Source organism: Paenibacillus sp. Soil724D2, assembly GCF_001427935.1.
GTDB lineage: Bacteria > Bacillota > Bacilli > Paenibacillales > NBRC-103111 > Paenibacillus_E.
The window spans coordinates 69,479-89,281 of sequence record NZ_LMRY01000015.1 but is presented as its reverse complement, the minus strand read 5'-3'; the positions used below and the strand labels follow the sequence as shown (position 1 = coordinate 89,281).

At 47.4% G+C, this 19,803-nt stretch carries 12 protein-coding genes; 5 read left to right on the top strand and 7 right to left on the bottom strand.

All coding sequences use genetic code 11. The features are described from left to right. Positions 1-612: 612 nt before the first annotated feature. The 3 genes from ASG85_RS16315 to ASG85_RS16305 are packed head-to-tail and all read right to left on the bottom strand — an operon-like array spanning position 613 to position 3,810. Positions 613-1,593, bottom strand: a complete 981-nt coding sequence (locus tag ASG85_RS16315) for a 2,3-diaminopropionate biosynthesis protein SbnB (protein WP_060646942.1) — start codon at positions 1,591-1,593, stop codon at positions 613-615. Beyond that, complete coding sequence (gene sbnA, locus ASG85_RS16310; protein WP_060646940.1) at positions 1,574-2,575, bottom strand: 2,3-diaminopropionate biosynthesis protein SbnA; 1,002 nt, start codon at positions 2,573-2,575, stop codon at positions 1,574-1,576. Before sbnA ends, ASG85_RS16315 begins: the two co-directional genes overlap by 20 nt. A 14-nt stretch (positions 2,576-2,589) precedes the next feature. Beyond that, a complete protein-coding gene (locus tag ASG85_RS16305) occupies positions 2,590-3,810 on the bottom strand; it encodes a CoF synthetase (RefSeq protein ID WP_235550145.1) in 1,221 nt (406 codons plus the stop codon). 210 nt (positions 3,811-4,020) lie between these two features. On the opposite strand from ASG85_RS16305, the gene ASG85_RS16300 reads away from it, so the two are divergent. Continuing rightward, on the top strand, positions 4,021-4,818 hold the full coding sequence (locus tag ASG85_RS16300) for a YheC/YheD family protein (protein ID WP_060646938.1): 798 nt from the start codon (positions 4,021-4,023) through the stop codon (positions 4,816-4,818). Between the two features lie 56 nt (positions 4,819-4,874). On the opposite strand, the gene ASG85_RS16295 is transcribed toward ASG85_RS16300, so the two are convergent. From ASG85_RS16295 to ASG85_RS16285, 3 genes are read right to left on the bottom strand one after another with little or no spacing between them, the layout of a single operon-like run. Next, positions 4,875-5,663 carry an ABC transporter permease gene (locus ASG85_RS16295; RefSeq protein ID WP_060646937.1) on the bottom strand — a complete coding sequence of 263 codons (789 nt, stop codon included), beginning with the start codon at positions 5,661-5,663 and terminating at the stop codon, positions 4,875-4,877. 3 nt (positions 5,664-5,666) lie between these two features. Next, positions 5,667-6,461, bottom strand: coding sequence for an ABC transporter permease (locus tag ASG85_RS16290; RefSeq protein WP_057303495.1), 795 nt, complete (start codon positions 6,459-6,461; stop codon positions 5,667-5,669). Then, positions 6,454-7,509: an ATP-binding cassette domain-containing protein gene (locus ASG85_RS16285; protein WP_057303494.1), complete on the bottom strand. Its 1,056-nt coding sequence runs from the start codon at positions 7,507-7,509 to the stop codon at positions 6,454-6,456. The genes ASG85_RS16290 and ASG85_RS16285 overlap by 8 nt, the downstream gene beginning before the upstream one ends. 233 nt (positions 7,510-7,742) lie before the next feature. Here ASG85_RS16285 and ASG85_RS16280 point away from each other — a divergent pair, with 233 nt between their 5' ends. The 4 genes from ASG85_RS16280 (at position 7,743) to ASG85_RS39185 (ending at position 16,623) form a co-directional block, all read left to right on the top strand. Continuing rightward, entirely contained in the window at positions 7,743-8,732 is a 990-nt protein-coding gene (locus ASG85_RS16280; protein ID WP_060646967.1) for an LCP family protein, read from the top strand. A 192-nt stretch (positions 8,733-8,924) separates the two neighbouring features. After that, positions 8,925-10,271: a glutamate-1-semialdehyde 2,1-aminomutase gene (locus ASG85_RS16275; RefSeq protein ID WP_060646935.1), complete on the top strand. Its 1,347-nt coding sequence runs from the start codon at positions 8,925-8,927 to the stop codon at positions 10,269-10,271. Between the two features lie 1,542 nt (positions 10,272-11,813). Beyond that, complete coding sequence (locus ASG85_RS16270) at positions 11,814-16,352, top strand: glutamate synthase-related protein (protein ID WP_200957402.1); 4,539 nt, start codon at positions 11,814-11,816, stop codon at positions 16,350-16,352. 145 nt (positions 16,353-16,497) lie between these two features. Beyond that, positions 16,498-16,623: a DUF6254 family protein gene (locus ASG85_RS39185; protein WP_235549231.1), complete on the top strand. Its 126-nt coding sequence runs from the start codon at positions 16,498-16,500 to the stop codon at positions 16,621-16,623. A gap of 121 nt (positions 16,624-16,744) precedes the next feature. Here ASG85_RS39185 and ASG85_RS16265 read toward each other — a convergent pair whose 3' ends face one another. Then, positions 16,745-19,750, bottom strand: a complete 3,006-nt coding sequence (locus ASG85_RS16265; RefSeq protein WP_060646933.1) for an alpha-mannosidase — start codon at positions 19,748-19,750, stop codon at positions 16,745-16,747. Positions 19,751-19,803 lie beyond the last annotated feature (53 nt).

Sequence of the window (19,803 nt, the reverse complement as noted above, 5' to 3'; positions counted from 1 at the left end):
TGACACAGTACATGGAAGTTATGCACAACAGGACTTTTTCCCCTGTGGAATTGTGGGTAATTATGTGGATAACCTAGACCGCCGATTTATCCATCGAATATAGTTCTACATAGAGGTGTCTAAATCGGAACTCATCGTCTAATAGGCTCACATGAGGTGCCGGATGAATGAAACCATCTTCTCGGTCGAAATGATGTTGTAAAAAGTGCAACAATTCCAGCCTATATCCCGCCTCTTTCCCCTCGATGTTGCATCTTGTACAACAATTTAGCCCTAATCAGGCCATTTCGTACGAAATGGTCTCGAAATGTTGTACAAACTGCAACTTTAAGCTGCAAAACAGCCTTTGGGCTTGTGAATTGTTGTAGAAAATGCAACATTAGCTGCCGAACGACTCAAAATCGAATTTTGGTGTTATGCCTGCCAGTTGTGAGAATGAATCTACGATCTCCAACATACAGCATTCTGGGCTCGCCCAGAAGAAATCAAGGAAATGTCTCCACGCTGTACAACTCACCTTCCCAATTCCCTGTTTCCCATTCCCTATTTTCCCCCTTATCAAATGTCAAAAAAAGCACTGCGCCACCAAGGCCAGTGCTGCTACTTTTCACATCAAACAGATCGACTACTCTCTAACCTTATGCCTTTGTCCATCTGCAACGCTTCCTTCCAATAGTACCCGGCTAAAGCAATATCGAAGACGCCTAAACCCATCGGATTGAAGTAAACAGACTCTTCCGCGGCAATAGCTGCTAATCCATTACGCAGCACAATATCAGCTAACGTTAGAACACCTGATTCCTGTAAATCATACAACAGATGCAGCTGCTCGATATCCGTATTTTCACGACACACCTCTCGCCAATCATCCACGATGATCCCCTTCACCTTGGCTACACTTTGCGGCTTATAATCCCTTAGCGATATATTGAGCAGCAGTGCCCCTTTTGGCGGAGCCTCGTCGATATACCTTTGTGCAGATACCGTACATGTGGCAATTACATTAGCGCTTCGATAACCGGACCGCCAATCGCTTGTTATGTCAGTAATCCCTTTAACTGCAGCCGGAATCGTGCTTGGAACTACACCCTTCAGATCGTACACTGTCACCCGTTTAATCTTTTCTCCGAATAACGCGATACACATATCGAGGTGCAACCGACCAATGGGTCCCCACCCTATCACACAGATGCGCAAATCAGTAGGCTGCCTGGCTGCGATGTAATAACTAAGCATGACACCGCTAACCGCTGCTGTCCGCAAGCCATTCAGCAAGCCGCTGTGGATAAATGCCAGAGGCTCACCAGTAGTAGGCCTATTTAGAATAATGGTATTATGCGCTCTAGGAAGGCCGAGACGGCTATTATTCGGAAAGCTTGCAATCCACTTAATTCCCGACATCTCAATAGTTCCGCCTACAAACGCAGGCATCGCTATAATCCGGTTTGCCTGCTCACGGAATCGTAAGTACGGCTTTAAGGGGTGTACACTGTCACCCTTGTCTTTAATGGCAACGACATCTTTGATGATGTCAGTTATCTTCGTCCAATCGATTCCGATTTCTCGGATATGGTCATCGTGTAAATAAATCATACTCCAGTCTCCCATGCCAGGTACTCGGATTAGAACCTATCTCTTGCAGCACCCATTCGTCGTTGTACACGGTGTTCAAATAACGCTCGCCTCGATCTGGCAAAATGGCTGCACAAACCGCTCCTTCAGGGATGATTCCGCTCATTTTGCGGATCGCGGAAATAACGCCTCCAGAAGAGGCACCGGCCAAAATCGCTTCACTCCGCACCAAAGCACGGCAGCCTTCCACGCAGTCCAAGTCTGAAACGTAGATGACAAGGTCCGCTACATCATGTTTGTATAGACCTGGTACCATTCCGGCACCGAGCCCTGGGAACCTTCTCGAACCTTTTTCCCCGCCAAAAATGACACTGCCTTCCGCATCTACAGCTACAATCTGTGTGGACCACCCACGACTTCGGATGTATTCCATACACCCCCGAATCGTTCCGCACGAGCTTACGCCGCAAAATAAATAGTCGATCGGTCCCAATTTCTCTCCGATTTCCGACATGGTCGTCTCCATATGTGCCTTGGCATTATCTGGGCTCCCATACTGATTGGTCCAATAAGCATTCGGTATTTGTCCAACCAGCTCACCTACTCTCCGAATCCGTGCGGGCAAGAATTCACCAGTCTCCGCGTCCGGTTCCGTGACAAGATCGATTTCTCCATGGAAGCTGCGGATAATCTGCTTATGCTGCTCCGTTGTGCGGGGATCTACCACACAGATGAATCGCAGTCCCAGATAACAGCACAGCTGCGCAAGACTAATAGCCAAATTACCTGAACTCGATTCCACAATGACGCTGTCGCTGGTAACTTCACCACGCCGTATTGCTTCTCGAAGCATATAGAGTGCTGGTCTATCCTTCGCGCTGCCCCCTGGATTCATCCACTCCATCTTCCCGTAAACTTCGAATGGTTGATCTTTGAACAACCGCCCAAGTCGAATGAGCGGCGTGCCTCCGATCGCTTCAACAATACCCCCTTCAAGCTGCATATGCATTCCCTCCTTCACGTATAAAAGATTTTTTTATTCTTCACGGAGGCGCGGCTTAGCGAATCTTCAAAGGTACCTCCGATAACCTGAATTCCTGCTAATATCCGGGCTCGAATCATCATGCCGATCTCTGGAATGCGATTTTCCACATCAAAGCGAATGCTTTCCAGAACTTCTGTTGTTGCAAAATTCGTACTGTACACATATACACGCAATGAATTTCCCGCCATATTTACACGAACACTGGCATTTCCTAAATGACGATAAACGACATCTTCAATGTCGTAGATACTTATCTTCTCTCCGTGCTTCAGATCAGGCCCTATTCGCTTCACTATACTTTGAAAGCTTTGTCTAGGAACACCTTCCACCATAATAGGACGCAAATCACGAACAACATCGTAAGTAACGTAACGCAAAGCAGGAAACGAGTCTCTCACCGTTGACGTCAGTATAAGCACCTGCTCTTGCTCATCCGCCAGAGGCTCCAAACCTTCTCCGAGCGACTCCGCGTTGACCCCCTCAGCCAAAAGTCCTTCCGCCAACAGATATCTCCCATGTTTATGGGAAAAGTAAGCAATAGTTCCGATCTCAATAGAGCCATACGTATCTGTTATTTGTTCCTCAGCGATGCTGAGCCTTTCAGCTACCCGCTTGACCCAGCCTGGCGCAGCAATTTCCCCGACCAAAATAACATGCTGAATCCCATACGCAGCAGGGTCAACAGAGGCCAACAGAATGCGATCTAAAATGGACGGCATTGTATATAGCACTTCAGGCCTAAAGCTTGCCAGTCTTTCAATATGCTGCTCTACAGGAAGTTGGAAGGATAATGATTCAACCTCCAAACCCAGTTCGCGGAACACCTCTACAGCCGTCGCCTCCGCGTGTCCGGTACCCATATCCGCCATCGCGGTCCGATACTTGTGTCCATCAAGAATCCTACGGAAAATATCCAGCTTAATGCGCAGGTAAGCCTCTTCATCCGATTTTGAGTAAAAAATCGTTTTTCGCCGTTTGGAACTCGTACCTGATGTCTGATACCGATTCAAATCAGCGCGCAGCTGAAAAGGGTTATTTTCCGTATAGTAAAACGTCTCTAAAGTAGCTGCTGACATTAGCGGCAGCGAAGTCAAAGCACTATGCCATTCTTCATCCGGCTGCTCAAGCCCGTTCCCTTGTGGATACCAAGAAAATTGCCGCTTCATCCCACGTATCGTTTCCATAATGTGCATGGAAGGATGGTTCCTCCTCTCCGCTTTTCCCTCATAAACAACCGATAATCCATGACACTGCTAACTACATATCCTATGCGTTTTGTCCTGCCTTAGTTCTTTATTCTTAACTTGGTTGTCACAAACTTGGTCTGGTATTTACACCTATATGCCATCCAATTCATAAGGTAAAGGAATTCAATTTTCTCAGTAGAGAAGAGGATCCTATCCATGAACAAAACCCGCAAAATCATTGCAAGCAAGCTGATAAAAACTCGAATTGTACTTAGAAATAATGAACTGCAAAAACACGTGCCTCCCACTCACCCCTTTACTCAAAAACGCTTATCTGCCATGCTCTCGAGGTATGGAATGATATATGTCAAACCCGATGCCGGCTCACTAGGTATAGGCGTGATGCGAGTTGAAAAAAAGGGCGGGATTTACCGCTATCAAAGCGGGGTACGAATATTCACCTTTCCAACGTTTGAGAAACTGTTCCAATCCATACAGAATCGCTGCGGCAGCAAACGTTATCTCATTCAGAAAGGCATTCACGTCTTGGAGCACGAAGGAAACCCTTTCGATTTTCGCGTCATGATTCAAAAAAAACCATCCGGTGGGTGGGAATGTACCGGAACAGCCGGGCGTGTTGCTCATCCACGCAAAGCCGTTACCAACGGCAGCCAAGGCGGTACCATTTACAAAGCCGCTGATCTCATTGAACCCAAGCACGGAAGCGAAGCCACGAGTTTGCTTTTGCAAAAGATGGAGCAACTAGCAAAGCTAACTGCTGCGCAATTCAGCCGCTCCTATCCTGCCATGAATGAACTCGGACTCGATATCGCAGTCGACCGCAAACTGAATCCCTGGATCTTGGAAGTAAATACACGACCAGACCCTTGTCCTTTCACCAAGCTCGAAGATAAAGCGATCATCCGTAAAATCGTCACTTATGCCAAAGCCTATGGCAGGCGGTACTGCTTGACCTGTTCCAAAGCGAAGAAAGCACCTAAGCGAAACAAATAGTCATACTAAAAAAAGCCCAGTTCCTGCTTTTTAGCAAGAACTGGGCTTTTTCAATTTTAAGATCCCGCGCCGCGGTACCGTTTCACACCTATATTCCAAACCGTAATTCCCAAAATACTGAAACCAATCCCAACAACCGGTGTCAGCAAAGCGAACCACTTCCAGTTCACTGGATCAATGAAATAAGCGGCCGGATAGAAACCGACGAACGCAAAGGGCAAAATCCACGTCAAGATCGTTCGGAGCAGTTTATTATAGATCGTAGCCGGATAACGTCCGTAGTTTTGGATGTTCCAAATCAAGGGCAGAATACCTGTCGGCGCATCTGAGAAAAAGGCGAGCGATGTCAGCGAAATGTATACTCCTGCATAAATGAGAATCGATCCAACCACCAGTACGATAAAGACCAGCGGATCATGCCAATGAAATGGGATACCGAGCTTAGCCCAAGAATAAATCATAACAATTAAACCTGCTAATGCGCTAAATAGTGAAGATGGACTCATGTTTTCGAGCATCAATTGCCATAGATTGTAGGCGGGACGCGTCAGGATCCGGTCCATCTCCCCTTTGACAATATAACGTTCACTGAAGCCCCATAAGTTAAAAAAAGTGATGAATATGCCATATGGAATCATAAAATAACCGTAAATGAACAAAATTTGTTCTTGATTCCAGCCACCAAGCGATTGAGTTTGCAAAAATACGACGAGAATGAAGAATAAATTTAAACCGTTGAACATCAAGTCGGAAAAAACCTCAATCCAGAAATCGGATCGGTAGGTGAGACGCGTTTTCATGTAATTTTTCAAATATTCCACAACTAGGGAGATGTAGAACTTCATGTGCTAACCCCCCTGTACGAAAAGACGCGTTTTGGATTTAACCCACAGGACATAGATCGGGATAATTAAGACCAGGAACCACAGCACTTGAACGCCAAGGCTTTGGAATATCGCAGTCCCTGTAATTTTTCCTGTGAAAGCAGCGCTCGGCAAGTAAGTAATCGCTTGAAAAGGCAGCCACTCTAAGACCGATTTGGACCATCCTGGGAAAAAGGAGATCGGAATAATTAAACCAGAGAACAAGTCGACAGCAACGCGCTTCATGCGCATAAGACCTTCGTTGTTTTCCAAGAAAAAAGCGAATAATCCCGTAATAATATTAAGCTGCGTATTAATCAGAAAGCTGAAAAACAGCATCACGAAGTAGATAACCCACAAGCCTGGATCGGTTGGGAATTCAATAGGCAAGAGAAGCCATATGAAGATCATTCCCGGTGTTGTGAAGAGAAGCAGACGGAAAACACCCTCTCCCAATCCTTGCATCATTTTCACAAAAACGTAATTATAAGGACGGATGAATTGGATGGCTACACTGCCGTCACGAATTTCATTAGCAATTTCACGATCTAAGTTATTGAAGTAAAAAGCGCGCCCCATCCAAGAAATGGCCACATAAGTCGTCATCTGACCTAGTGTCAGGCCGCCAATGATAGCTTGCTCACCATAAATTGCTTTATATACAAAATAATAAGAACCAATATTGAGTGCATAGATCAAAATGCCGCTGTAATAATTAACACGGTAAGCGAGCATCATGAGAAATCGCATGCGGATAACTTCTAAATAAGCACTAAGCATGAGACGCGACTCCCTCTGGCTGCGGCACTTCATCTTGACGTTTCACATCGGCTGAGCCGGCTTTATAAATTTCACGGACGATATCATCCGTATTCGTTTCATTGATTTTGATATCTTGAATTTGCAAAACGCCGACTACGCGGCTAAGCACCTCAGAAACATTGGCTCGTTCGTGCGGTATGAACACTTTGGCGGACAGCTCATTTTCAAGCTGCCAAGCAACATCTAAGCCTCGCGTAAGCTCTTGAAGACGAGCCAATGTGGTAGGATGCTCAAATTGCAGCACGACTTCCTTGCCTTTGCCCCATTTCACCTTCAGCTCTTCGAGTCCGCCATCATAAATAATACGGCCATCATCGAGCATGATAACACGGGAACATAATGCTTCAATATCTTGCAGGTCATGCGTTGTAAGCAAGATCGTCGTTTCGTAACGCTGATTAAGCGATTTGAGAAATTCGCGAATTTCTGTTTTTACTACGATATCTAGACCAATGGTCGGTTCATCGAGGAACAGAATCGCTGGATTATGAATAAGGGAAGCCGCTAACTCACAGCGCATTCGCTGACCTAGACTTAGCTTACGAACGGGACGTGATAGCAAATCGGATAATTGCAGACGATCGACAAGCTCGTCGAGACGCTTTTTGTAATCGGCTTCTGACACGCGATACACCTTTTTCAATAGTTGAAAGGATTCGACGACACCAATATCCCACCAGAGCTGACTGCGCTGACCGAAAACAACACCGATTCCGGCTACGAATTTCTCGCGCTCTTTAAATGGAACGAAACCATTGACCTTGATATGTCCTGATGTAGGTACTAGAATACCTGTCAGCATTTTAATGGTAGTAGACTTGCCAGCTCCATTTTCACCTATATATCCACAAATTTCGCCCTTTGGAATTTGGAAGCTGATGTCTTTTACAGCTGTAATTTGCTTATACTCTCTTTGAAATAAATCTTGAAATGCGCCCTTTAAACCCCCGCGGCTCTGCTGAACTTGAAATTCCTTGCGCAGATCTTGAACATCAATTGCTAACATGAACTTACCCCCTGTCTGTGTAGACTCGGCTACATATAATGGCAAAAATCGCCGTAACTTGCTATCGAAGTTTCATAACCTCTATAATATGGATCATAAAGATGAAATGTACAACACACTCATGATACATGAATTCTGTAAGAAAAAAAAGTACAGATTACCTCTACCTACGAAAGGAGCGCAGAACCTTGAGAATCATAAAACGAACCTTGCTCCTGATTGGCTTGCTGCTTATGGTAGTAGCTGGTTATTATTCTTATTCTTTCTATAATTTCGCGAACAATATCTCCCATAAATCGGACAATCCACAAGGCAGCGGCACCATGATTGCCCAGAATATTAAAGATAAAGGGGATAAATTTATCCCACCTAAATGGGAAGGCAAACAGCGAGTCAACATTTTGCTTCTAGGCGGAGACTCGCGTGGTATGACCAAGAATGAGCTGCCCCGCTCAGACAGTATAATGCTAGCTTCAATTGATCCCGTAACCAAAAAGGCTCACCTATTCTCTATCCTTCGAGATACCTATGTGAAGATCCCAGGCGAAGGCGAAGATCGTATCAACACAGCCATTACATCAGGCGGACCGAATTTAGCGATGAAAACGGTAAGCGATTTGCTCGGCATCCCTGTTCAGTACTATGTTTATACCGACTTTAAAGGATTCATTGCACTTATTGATGCCGTTGGCGGGATTGATATTGACGTCGAAAAAGATATGAAATATTCGGACTCGGAAGATGATCATGTCTATGATATTAATTTGAAAAAAGGGCTTCAGCATCTCGATGGCAAAACCGCTTTGCAGTATGTACGCTTTCGACACGATGCTTTGTCCGATTTCTCACGTACAGAACGTCAGAGGAAGTTCCTAACTGCGGTCGCACAAAAAATGCAAACAACTTCTTCCTTAATTAAGCTGCCAAGAATTCTAAATGCCATCGATCCTTATATCGATACGAACCTCAGTGTGACGGATATGCTGAAGCTTGGTGGTCTTGGTTTTGAGGCGAAAGCTGACGGAATCGTCAGCTCCCAATTGCCGCCAACCGATCTGCTGATCGAGAAAAACGTCCGCGGAGCCGCTGTCATTACGGCGAACAAAGAGAAGCTGCAGCTTTATGTGAAAGACCTTTTTGCAGGAAAGGCTGAGGCCGACTCTGGTCCTACGAAGCCATCGCCTTCGCCTACACCGAAGTCTTCGGTGAAGGCGACGAAGTGATGAAGCGTTGCAGCTCAGTATCGACTGATGATGCTCTGGGATGGCGCGAAGTTAATTAATCAATTGATATTGTATGCCTCTACTTGGCTAGAGGGCTTAGCGCCCTTCGAGTAGGGGCTTTTTGTAAGACGATAAACGACTACATAAATAATGAGATATACGACTACATTACGTAAAGGAATGATTTTTCTAATGGAACGAAAACAATCCGAGCAGTTATATCAAGAAGCATTGAAACATATCGTTGGCGGGGTCAACAGCCCTTCCCGCTCATTCAAAGCCGTCGGCGGCGGCGCGCCCGTCTTCATGAAGCGAGCGCAAGGCGCACACTTCTGGGATGTAGACGGGAATCGCTTCATTGACTACCTCGCCGCCTATGGCCCTATCATTACCGGTCACGCGCATCCGCATGTGACCGAGGCGATTTGCCGTGCCGCTCAGAACGGCACGCTGTACGGGACCCCGACCGAACTCGAAATCGAGTTCGCCAAGATGCTGAAGTCGGCGATTCCTTCGCTCGACAAAGTACGCTTCGTCAACTCCGGCACAGAGGCCGTGATGACAACGATTCGCGTGGCGCGCGCCTTTACGAAGCGCACCAAGATCATTAAGTTCGCCGGGTGCTACCACGGCCACTCGGATCTCGTGCTTGTGGCGGCCGGCTCCGGGCCGTCCACACTAGGCACGCCGGACAGCGCGGGCGTGCCTGCGAGCATCGCGCAAGAGGTCATTACGGTGCCGTTCAACGATATTCCGGCACTCGAGGCCGCGCTTGCGCGTTGGGGGGAAGAGATCGCCGCGGTGATGGTGGAGCCCATCGTCGGCAACTTCGGCATGGTCATGCCCCATGCCGGCTACCTCGAGCAGCTCTGCGCAGCTGCTCGCAGATACGGTGCCCTCGTCATCTACGACGAGGTCATCACGGCATTCCGCTTCCATTATGGAGCGGCACAGACCTACCCTGGCCTCCCACTCGTGGAGGGCGGCACTTCCGAGGCGGCGGCGCGCTTTGCCGCCGTGGAGCCGGACCTTACGGCCCTCGGCAAAGTGATCGGCGGCGGGCTGCCGATCGGTGCCTACGGGGGCCGCAAGGCCGTGATGGAGCAGGTCGCTCCGCTCGGACCTGCTTATCAAGCCGGCACGATGGCGGGGAACCCCGCCTCCATCTCGTCCGGCATCGCCTGCTTGGAGGTGCTCCAGCAGGCTGGTGTCTACGCCAAGCTCGAGCAGCTTGGCGCAACGCTTGCCGGCGGCATCGCAGAATCCGCCGCAAGGCATGGCATCGCCTTGACGCTCAATCGCATCGGCGGTGCCTTCTCCACCCACTTCTGTGACCATCCCGTCACGAACTATGACGAAGCACAGGATACCGACGGCGAACGCTTCGCTGATTTCTTCCGACTTATGCTGGAGCAAGGCATTAACCTCGCTCCGTCCAAATACGAGGCGTGGTTCATGACCATCGCCCATACAGATGAAGACATCGCTCAGACGCTCAATGCCGTTGACCAAGCTTTCAAAACCATGAAAATGCGCTAAGATGACTTTACTTGTGCATCTGTTTCGGTTATGGGTTTGATATTAGAGGTTAGAGGTTGGGTGTTACGGTCTGGTAGAAGGGTTAAATGTTACTAGTTAGGTGCTATGAGTGATTACGGGTTAGATGCTACTAGTTAGGTGCTATGAGTGATTACGGGTTAGGTGCTACTAGTTAGGTGCTATGAGTGATTACGGGTTAGATGCTACTAGTTAGGTGCTATCAGTGATTACGGGTTAGATGCTACTAGTTAGGTGCTATCAGTGATTACGGGTTAGATGCTACTAGTTAAGTGCTATGAGTTATTACGGTTAGATGCTACTAGTTAAGTGCTATGAGTTATTACGGTTAGATGCTACTAGTTAGGTGCTATGAGTTATTAAAGTTAGATGCTACTAGTTAGGTGCTATGAGTGGGATAGATGCTTCTAGTTAGGTGCTATGAGTTTATTACGAGTTAGATACTACAAGTTAGTGTGCTATGAGTTATTACAGGTTAGATGCTACTAGTTAGGTGCTATGTGCTATTACGGGTTAGATGTTACAGGTTTGGAGTTTGGAGTTTGGAGTTTGGAGTTTGGAGTTTGGAGTTTGGAGTTTGGGGTTTGGGGTTTGGCTATGGTCTTTGGTCTTTGGTCTTTGGTCTTTGGTCTTTGGTCTTTGCTTTAAAGGTAAGGTATCTTAGTTAAGCAAACCAGATCAAACTACCGAACAACATGAACCCACCCCAATCTCCATTGGACAAAATACAATAAAATCGACTTAAACACCCTAAAATCACAGATTTCATTGGATTTTCTCCAATAGAACCATCTGATCCCATAATAGATTCTCCTGCTCCTTCCCTGCTCCTGCCCTTTGCTCTCATTCCTGCTCAAGCTTTTGCCTTGTCCTCTCGCTCATGCTCCTGCCCTATCCTCTTACTCCTGCCCAACTCATGCCCTTGCTCTTCGGTCACCATTCTAACAAACTCAACCACTTTCTCAAGCCTAAACAGCTCCAACTTCTATCACTACATGTCCCAGAAACGAACTATGATCCTATATGGATTCTAGTTCGTTCGTATTTTAACAGTGCCCTATGCCATGAGAAATATGGTTTTATTCACCAGTATGCAAAAAAGGTAACGCTTACATTTGTGATTTCGATCTGCAACTATTGTCGGATGATCTTTTTCATGCTATTCTAAGATTACTTTTACCCTTTTCGCGAAATGTCTTGTTTTCGCAGTATTTTCCTAGAAAGTTAGGGCATGATTTACAAATTCTTTGCCGATTTTTGTGTGTGATGCCTTACTTTATTACAGGTCGATTAGAGCCTCATTTTGAGGGGATTATTTCCTTAAAATTGGTATGCTATTCAATAATATTGCATTTTTATTCACATTCTTGCATATTTCGGTTTTGACCCCTTTGTGGGTAATTCCTTGAAAATGCTAGGGTTGCGGGCTCATCAATGCAGAATGCAAGAAGCGTAGTGCAAGAGGAGTTTAAATATGTATGGGAGGTGACGGTCAGGCGACTGACCAGAGCGATGAATGAATTGATGCGTAATGAAGGCCGTTTTCAAGATCTACTAGGAACCGAACACGACAGCTGCGGTATTATTTGTATTATTGAAAAGAATGGTCACCCTTCCCGTGATAACATCCAAAAAACGATTGAAGCCCTTGTAAAAATGGAACATCGTTCGGGTTTTATTAACGGTGAAGGCGATGGTTGCGGGATTTTAACGGATATTCCACGCGCTCTTTGGGAAAAGAAATTAACAGATGCGGGTCTTGAAGGCAAGCTTGCCTACGACAACCGTTTTTCTGTTGGACATATCTTTGTTCCACGCAAGCTTGACCTGACCGTTACCGAAATCCAGAATGGCATTCGTGAGCTCTTTGCTGCCCATGATGTTTCCATCATTCTTGAGCAAGAGAATCAAGTCGATAGCAGCGTTTTAGGCCCTAACGGCTTGAACGATGAGCCAACTTTCTGGCAAATCGCAGCGATTAGCAATAAAACAGAAGGCCAAGTGGCCGATCACCTTTTTGAATTGCACATTGCTATTGAAGATAAATATAACGTTCACGTTGCTACACTAAGCAATGTAACATCTGCATACAAAGTTTTAGGAGCTGCAAGCATTCTTCCTAAATACTTCAAAGATACGTGTGATGCTTTATTTGCTTCCCAAGTTACAATCGGTCACAACCGTTATTCCACTAACACCTTGTCCAGCTTCTTCCGTGTACAACCGTTCTCGCTGCTCGGGCATAATGGTGAAATCAACACGATTAAGAAACTTCGTATCGAAGCAGACATGGTTGGTGTTCCGCTCGTAAGCGGCGGTTCTGACTCTCAAGATATGAACAGAACGATTGAAACGTTCATTCACCGTTTTGGATTGTCCCTTTTCGAAGCGATGGAAATGGTATTCCCTCCTATTATTAATGAAATGAAACAGTTCCGTCCGGAACTTCAAGATTTATATGTGTACTACCGCCAAGTATGGGGCCATTTTGCACAAGGTCCTGCTGGTATCGTTTCTCGTTATGGCAACGAATGTATTTTCAGCGTGGATGCGCTTGGTCTTCGTCCAGTATGGATGGTTGAGAGCGATTCTTCCTTATACTTCTCCTCGGAGCAGGGTGTTATTACGGTTGGCGAAATGGTTGCTGATCCGAAACCAATTGCACCAGGTGAAAAAGTGGGTGTTGTACTGACACCAGGCGAACACGTTCAAGTTATTCCTTACCATGAAGTGCAAACACTAGTGTACGAGCGCGCAAGCAAACGTCTCAATATTGGCGGACTTCGCAAATATCTGAATCATGTCCCAACAGATACTCAAGCAGAGCTTAATGAGAACATTGTAGCGACTGACCAATTGTATAGTGCATTTGGTTGGGATCGTGACGGTATTCAACACATCGAAACAATGTCTGAAACAGGTGCAGAGCCTATCCGCTCCCTGGGTCACGATTCACCTCACGCTGCTCTTGCTTGGGAACGCCAGAACGTGCCTGACTTTATTAAAGAAAGCGTAGCGGTTGTTACGAACCCAGCGATTGACCGTGACCGTGAGATGGAGCATTTCTCCACGCGTATCATTGCCGGTACTCGTACTCCTGTTTATGCTCAAGTAGATAACAACCTGCGTCTTGAGCTTCTAGCTCCACTTGTACTCGAAGGTACGAATGGCGTAGATAGCGAAGAGCACCTGTCACAACCTTCTTATGAGCAATTGTTGGCTCTGTTCCGTGCACAAGGAGACAATGCTGTAGCCGTGCTTTCCAGTACTTTCGCTCGCGGAACTTCTCTAAGCGATGGCTTGGACGCTCTAGCTGCTGCTGCTATCGCTGCTGCCCGCAATGGCGCTGCACTGATCGTTCTTGACGATGCAGAAGCTCATCAAAATGACCGTTTGTGGCTTGAGCCGCATCTTGCTGTTTCCAAAATCGATATCGCACTTCGTGCGGAAAAGCTCGGTTTCGGCGACAACTTGCGCCGCCATGTTACTTTGGTCCTGCGTTCCGCTGCAATTCGCAGCTTGCATGATATCGCTGTTGCTTGCGGTCTTGGCGCAGACGTTATCTCACCATACCTGTTGTTCTCAACAGCTTCTGATAAAGAAGGCAATGCTGCAGCAGCACGTAAAGTGTATGCAGCACTGACGAAAGGTCTTGAGAAAGTTATTTCCACGATCGGTACTCATGAGCTTCGCGGTTACACACGCTTCTTCTCCTCCATCGGCTTCCATCCGGAAGTTGCTGAAGTATTAGATATCGTGAACTACCTCGGCAGCGAAAAAGCGGGAACTGGCTTTGCCCAACTCGAAGCTGATGCCGAATTACGTTATACAGACTACACAAATCCAAAAGCAAAAGCAGCGAAAAACTTCCGTTTCTTCCAACGTATGTGGAAAGCATTAGGCGACGCCGCTTCCGGCGCTGCTCCTTATAGCGACTACCGCGATAAACTGCGTGAAGAAGAGAAGAAGAACCCGATTTCCATTCGTCATATTGCTGGATTCAACATTAACAAAGCACTGAGCGAAGGCCGTAAGGCACTCGATCCGTCACAAGTTGATATCTCCATTGGCGGTCATTCCTTGCCGATGTTGATTTCTTCGATGTCATTCGGTTCACAAAATGAAACAGCTTTCCGTGCCTACGCTGAAGCCGGCGAACGCCTGAACATGGTTACCATGAACGGCGAGGGCGGAGAGATTAAAGATATGCTCGGCCGTTACAAAAAAACGCGCGGTGCGCAAGTCGCATCCGGACGTTTCGGTGTTAACGTAGAACTAGCTAACGCGGTTGCTTTCCTTGAGATCAAAATCGGTCAAGGGGCTAAACCGGGTGAAGGCGGTCACTTGCCAGGATCCAAAGTAACAGCGAAAATCGCTGCTGCTCGTAACGCAACCATTGGTTCTGACCTGATCTCTCCTTCTAACAACCATGATATCTACTCGATCGAGGATTTGGCGCAAATCATTTCCGAGCTTAAAGAAGGTAGCGGTCGTAAAGCGAAAATCATTGTTAAAATCCCGGTTGTACCAGGTATCGGTACGATTGCGGTCGGTGTAGCGAAAGCAGGCGCTGACGTAATTACGCTTTCCGGTTTTGACGGTGGTACAGGTGCGGCTCGTATTCACTCCTTGACGCACGTTGGTCTTCCTACGGAGATCGGTACGAAGCTTGCTCACGTTGCTTTGATTGAAGCTGGTCTTCGTCACCGCGTTGAGCTGTGGTCCGATGGCGGTCTGAAATCAGGTTCTGACGTTGTTAAAATGGTTATGCTCGGTGCGAACCGTGCAGGTTTCGGTAGTATCGCGATGCAATCGATCGGCTGTACAACTTGCCGCGGCTGTCACTTAGATACTTGTCATGTTGGTATTGCTACACAAATCGATTCCATGGAAGAAGCGGAAGAAAAAGGGCTTCGCCGTTTCGTACCTCGTCAATTCGACGTAGCTGTTGACAGCTTGGTTCGTTTGTTTGGCGGTATTGGTGAAGAAGTACGCGAAGTTGTCGCTTCCCTTGGTTTCAACAGCTTGCAAGATCTCGTAGGCCGTTCTGACTTGCTTGAGCAAATCAGCCACTTGGAGCGCATCGATCTATCTGACATTCTTCGTCCGGCTCCACTTCAGTTCATCTCTGATGCTGAAAGAGCAATGGAAGAAGCAGCTGTATCATCCGATATCCGAATCGCTGCAGGTGCAGAAGGCCTAGAATTCTTCCCAGAATCTTTGGCTCTTGATGCTCCAATCGTACGCAACTGGTCCAAAGTGGACGCCGAGTCCCGTATTCTGGGAGCTCGTTACTCCAGCCATCGCGTAAGAGATCGTTTCGACGGCAGCTACGATGAATTACCGACAGTTGCGCTGAACTTGATCGACGGTTCCGTACCAGGAAACGGTCTGGCTGCCTTCAATGCTCGCGGAGTAGACATTACTGTTCACGGCGGCGCTGAGGATGGTCTTGGTAAAATGGCCTTCGGTGGTAAAGTTGCCATTGTTAAATCACTTGGCAAAAACAACACCTTCATCAACGGCAGCGTTGGTAAATCGTTTGGTTACGGCGCACAGAAAGGCTTATTCTTGATTCAAGGCAGCGCAGATACACGTGCTTGTATCCGTTTCTCTGGTGCAGACGTTGTATTCGGTGGAGAGATTACAACTCCACTTCGTGATGAGCTTGGCGGACTTGCCGCTCGTGCGAACCTCAAAGGCTTCGCGTTCGAGTACATGACTAACGGCCGTGCCGTGGTTATGGGCGATCCAGGTCCATGGATTTGCGCTGGTATGACAGGCGGCGTGATCTACCAACGTCTTGTTCCAGAAATGGGTCTAGATCAAGCAGCAATCGAACGTCGTATTGCCAAAGGCGCGAAAGTAAAACTTGAAACCATTGGCGTACAAAGTAAAAAAGATCTTACTGAATTGCTCACAGCTTACCACGCTGAGCTTGCTAAATCCGGTCAATCCGATGCAGCTGCAAAAATCGAAGGTTTGCTAAGCAATCTTGAAGCTAACTTCATCCGTATCTCCCCGGTCAACATGCAAGCTGACCAATCCGTTGCTACGGAATAGATCATCCAAAAGCTCCACAGGACCTTCGCTGGTCTTGTGGAGCTTTTTTTCATGGAAAGAGTTTGCATCGGTGCATAAAATAAGCTCAACCATCGCATTTTATTTAATGCAGCACCCATCCGCATACCATAGGAGGTTTTTAGCTATGAGCCACTCGAAACGCCGCGATGAAGCAGCATGGAAAAGCCGCAAACAAGCTCAGCATCCACATGGTAAGGTGAAGTCTCTGGAGGAATTCGCCAGTGAATATGAAGCGGAACACAAGAAGTAAGTAACTCCCCCTCTCCCGTCGAAAGAGGGACCAACACAAAGAGCCCGGTCATCTCGTTTCTAGTGAAACGCGGTTATCGGGCTCTTTGGTATCGATATATTTGGAAGAGCTAGCTCGGCACTTAATGTAACAAGCGGATGAGTACGGTTTTAATCTCGAACGGTGTAAAGGAAAGCTGGTAGTGTCCTTCATCGCCGCTCAGCGACTCTAATGGGTTTTCCATCAAATCTGCTAGCACTGCCTCTCGGTGAGGAAGATGAACCGAAAGCTTGATATCACCATTCGCTCCCGACGTTTCGTAAAGCCGAACTACGAGAGCGTCTTCGTCCTCCGCTTTTTTCACCGCTTCAATCATGACTTTGGCGCCTTCAATCTCAAAACCGGAATACTTCTTCGGCAGTCCGCCTTCTTCTGCGCTAGCCAGAACCGCGGATATCGGAGCATTTAATTCATAGCCTTGCTTGTAGACTTCCGCCTCAATGAAATCCCCTTCATGCGGCAATATGGCGTATACGAACTGATGGCGCGCCCTGTCGCAAGTTGGATCGGGGTACGATGGACTGCGAAGTAAGTTAATATCCATAACGTTGCCTTTAACACTATAACCATACTTGCAATCGTTCAAAAGAGCGACACCAAAGTCCGGTTGGGAAAGATCGATCCATTGATGAGCGCAAATTTCGTCCTTAGCGTAATCCCACAACGTATTTTGGTGAGTCTGTCTTTTGAGATGACCAAATTGAATTTCGCAATTCACTTGATCGGCATACACGTTGACTGGGAAAGACGCTCGCAGCATTTTGCTATCTTCCTGCCAGTCGACATCCGTTTCAAAATCGATTCGTTTGCTGCCCGCCGTCAGAATAACTTTCTGTGTGAGTACTGACTTGCCGTAGTGATACTCCTGCTCAACCACTGCTTTGGGTCCGTTGACGTAAGCTTTCGATTGCACAAGCTTCATCTGCGCAGGCTTCGTTCCCGCATAATCTTCAGGGAAATCCCAAGCATCGCCGTCATCATGATAAATGGATAACACGTTCCCTGCTTCACCGGCAGCGACTACTTCACGACCCAACTCTTTATCCAAGATCGAAAGAATGCTTCCGTCCGCACCAAACGCAATCTTGATCAATTCGTTCTCTAGTGTATCGCTCATTGACGTTACTTCGAATGATGATACAAGAGATAAAGCAGCCGAATCTATAACCTGATAGCCCATTGCAGGAATCGTTACCTGCATCCATTCATTGTCCAACTGCATCCATTCGCGGCGCTCCCATGGAAGGGAGTTGAAGATGACCATCGGACGTTCTGCTCCCTGCGTCCCTATGGAGGATGCAAAGCCGCGGTACATTTGATCGGTTAGCTCCGTTACTCTAGCTAGTAAAATTTCGTATCGTGCAAGGGATTCATCGAATACACGCTTAATAGAAGAACCAGGCAAAATATCGTGGAATTGGTACAAAAGCACTTCCTTCCAGATCGTTTCAAGCTCCTCGGACGGATATTCGTTGCCGTACGTGAAATGAAGAGAAGCAGCGAATTCCAGCTCTCTCAACGCCTTCTCAATTTTCCGGTTAAATCGTTTATTGCGAGCCTGACTGGTGAACGTCCCTTGGTGCTTCTCTAGGTAGAGCTCACCTTTCCACGTCTTATACTTCTCTTTATTCATAGCCAGCTTCTCAAAAAAGTTCAGGGCAGGCTCCTGTTTCACCGGGATAAGCCCTTGTAGATTTTGCTCGCGCTGAAGGCGCTCTAAGTGCTCTTCTCCTGGTCCGCCGCCGCCGTCTCCGATTCCGAACACGACAAGGCAATGGTCGGATACGTTTTTATCCAAGTAATCCCTTTCGGCTTTGAGAATCGACCTTGGCAGCGCAGGGCCATTGTAGGTATCTTCTGGCGGCAAATGCGTCAACACGCGGCTTCCGTCAAGTCCTTCCCAGAAAAACGTATGATGCGGATGATCATTATGATCGTTCCAGGACAGCTTCTGCGTCATCACATAATCTACCCCAGACTTCTGCAGAAGCTGCGGCAAGCTAGCCGAATAACCAAAGATATCGGGAACCCATAGCATCTTCATATCTTGACCGAATTCCTGCTGGAAAAAACGTTTCCCTAAGAGGATTTGCCTTACAAGCGCTTCTCCTCCCGCAATGTTGGAATCCGGCTCAACCCACATGGCACCTTGCACTTCCCAGCGTCCTTCCGCTATGCGTTCTTTGACCTGAGCGTATAACTTCGGATGCTGCTGCTTGATCCACTCGTATAATTGAGGCTGACTGGCTCCGAATACATAATCGGGATACTGCTCCATCATCCGCAGTGCAGTGGCAAAAGTCCGAGCCCCTTTGCGGTAAGTCTCACGAATAGGCCACAGCCACGCCAGATCGATATGCGCATGACCAATTGCAGTAGCCGTCAGTGTTGGATCCCCGCCCTGCTTGCTTAATGACGGAGCTAGAATACGTCTAGCCTGCGCCACGTTCTCATCGCACATATCCCTGAGCAATAGATGAACGTCATAAAGGGCCTGAAGGATACGTGCTCTTCTTGCTGATTGATCCTCAAGATGCTTGGCCAGATCGAACAGCACCTCATAATCGTAAAATAGCTGTCTCGTTTCCTCACTGCAGATGGCTATTTGAGCCTCCTTCAGCGTTCCGCTCCGGTAACGCCCAAACAAATCGTTATTGCCAGCGTCAGCCCAGAGATCGATAACTTCTTCCCCCGTTGCGGTAGATACGACCTGCACGACCCGTTTGCCAGGCAAGCCAAGCGTTAAGTCAAACTCCGAGTTCACGTTTGTGAGCCCTTGCGTCGGTGTTCCTTCCTCATCGACAAGACATAGCTCTCCGTTGACATCAATCAGCAGCACGACCTTGCTTCCCGCAGCCTCTCGCGGCACTTGACCCTGGAAATGAAACCAGGCACAGTCCCACAGTTCTCCCCATTTCTCTCCCGGGCGAACTTCAAGACACTGTCCCGACATTCTTTGCTCGAAGGTTACGGGCTCCTTCGTTACGTATGCGATGGCCGAAAGAGGAGCTACCGGCAGGTAAATATGATTTTCGATTCGATCTAGCGTTTGCTTAAGGGTTTCCAGCTTTATTGGGGTGTATGGCATATAGGCTGCACCATCCTTCGATCATTATGCTTGAAGATAATGTTTATTGTTAT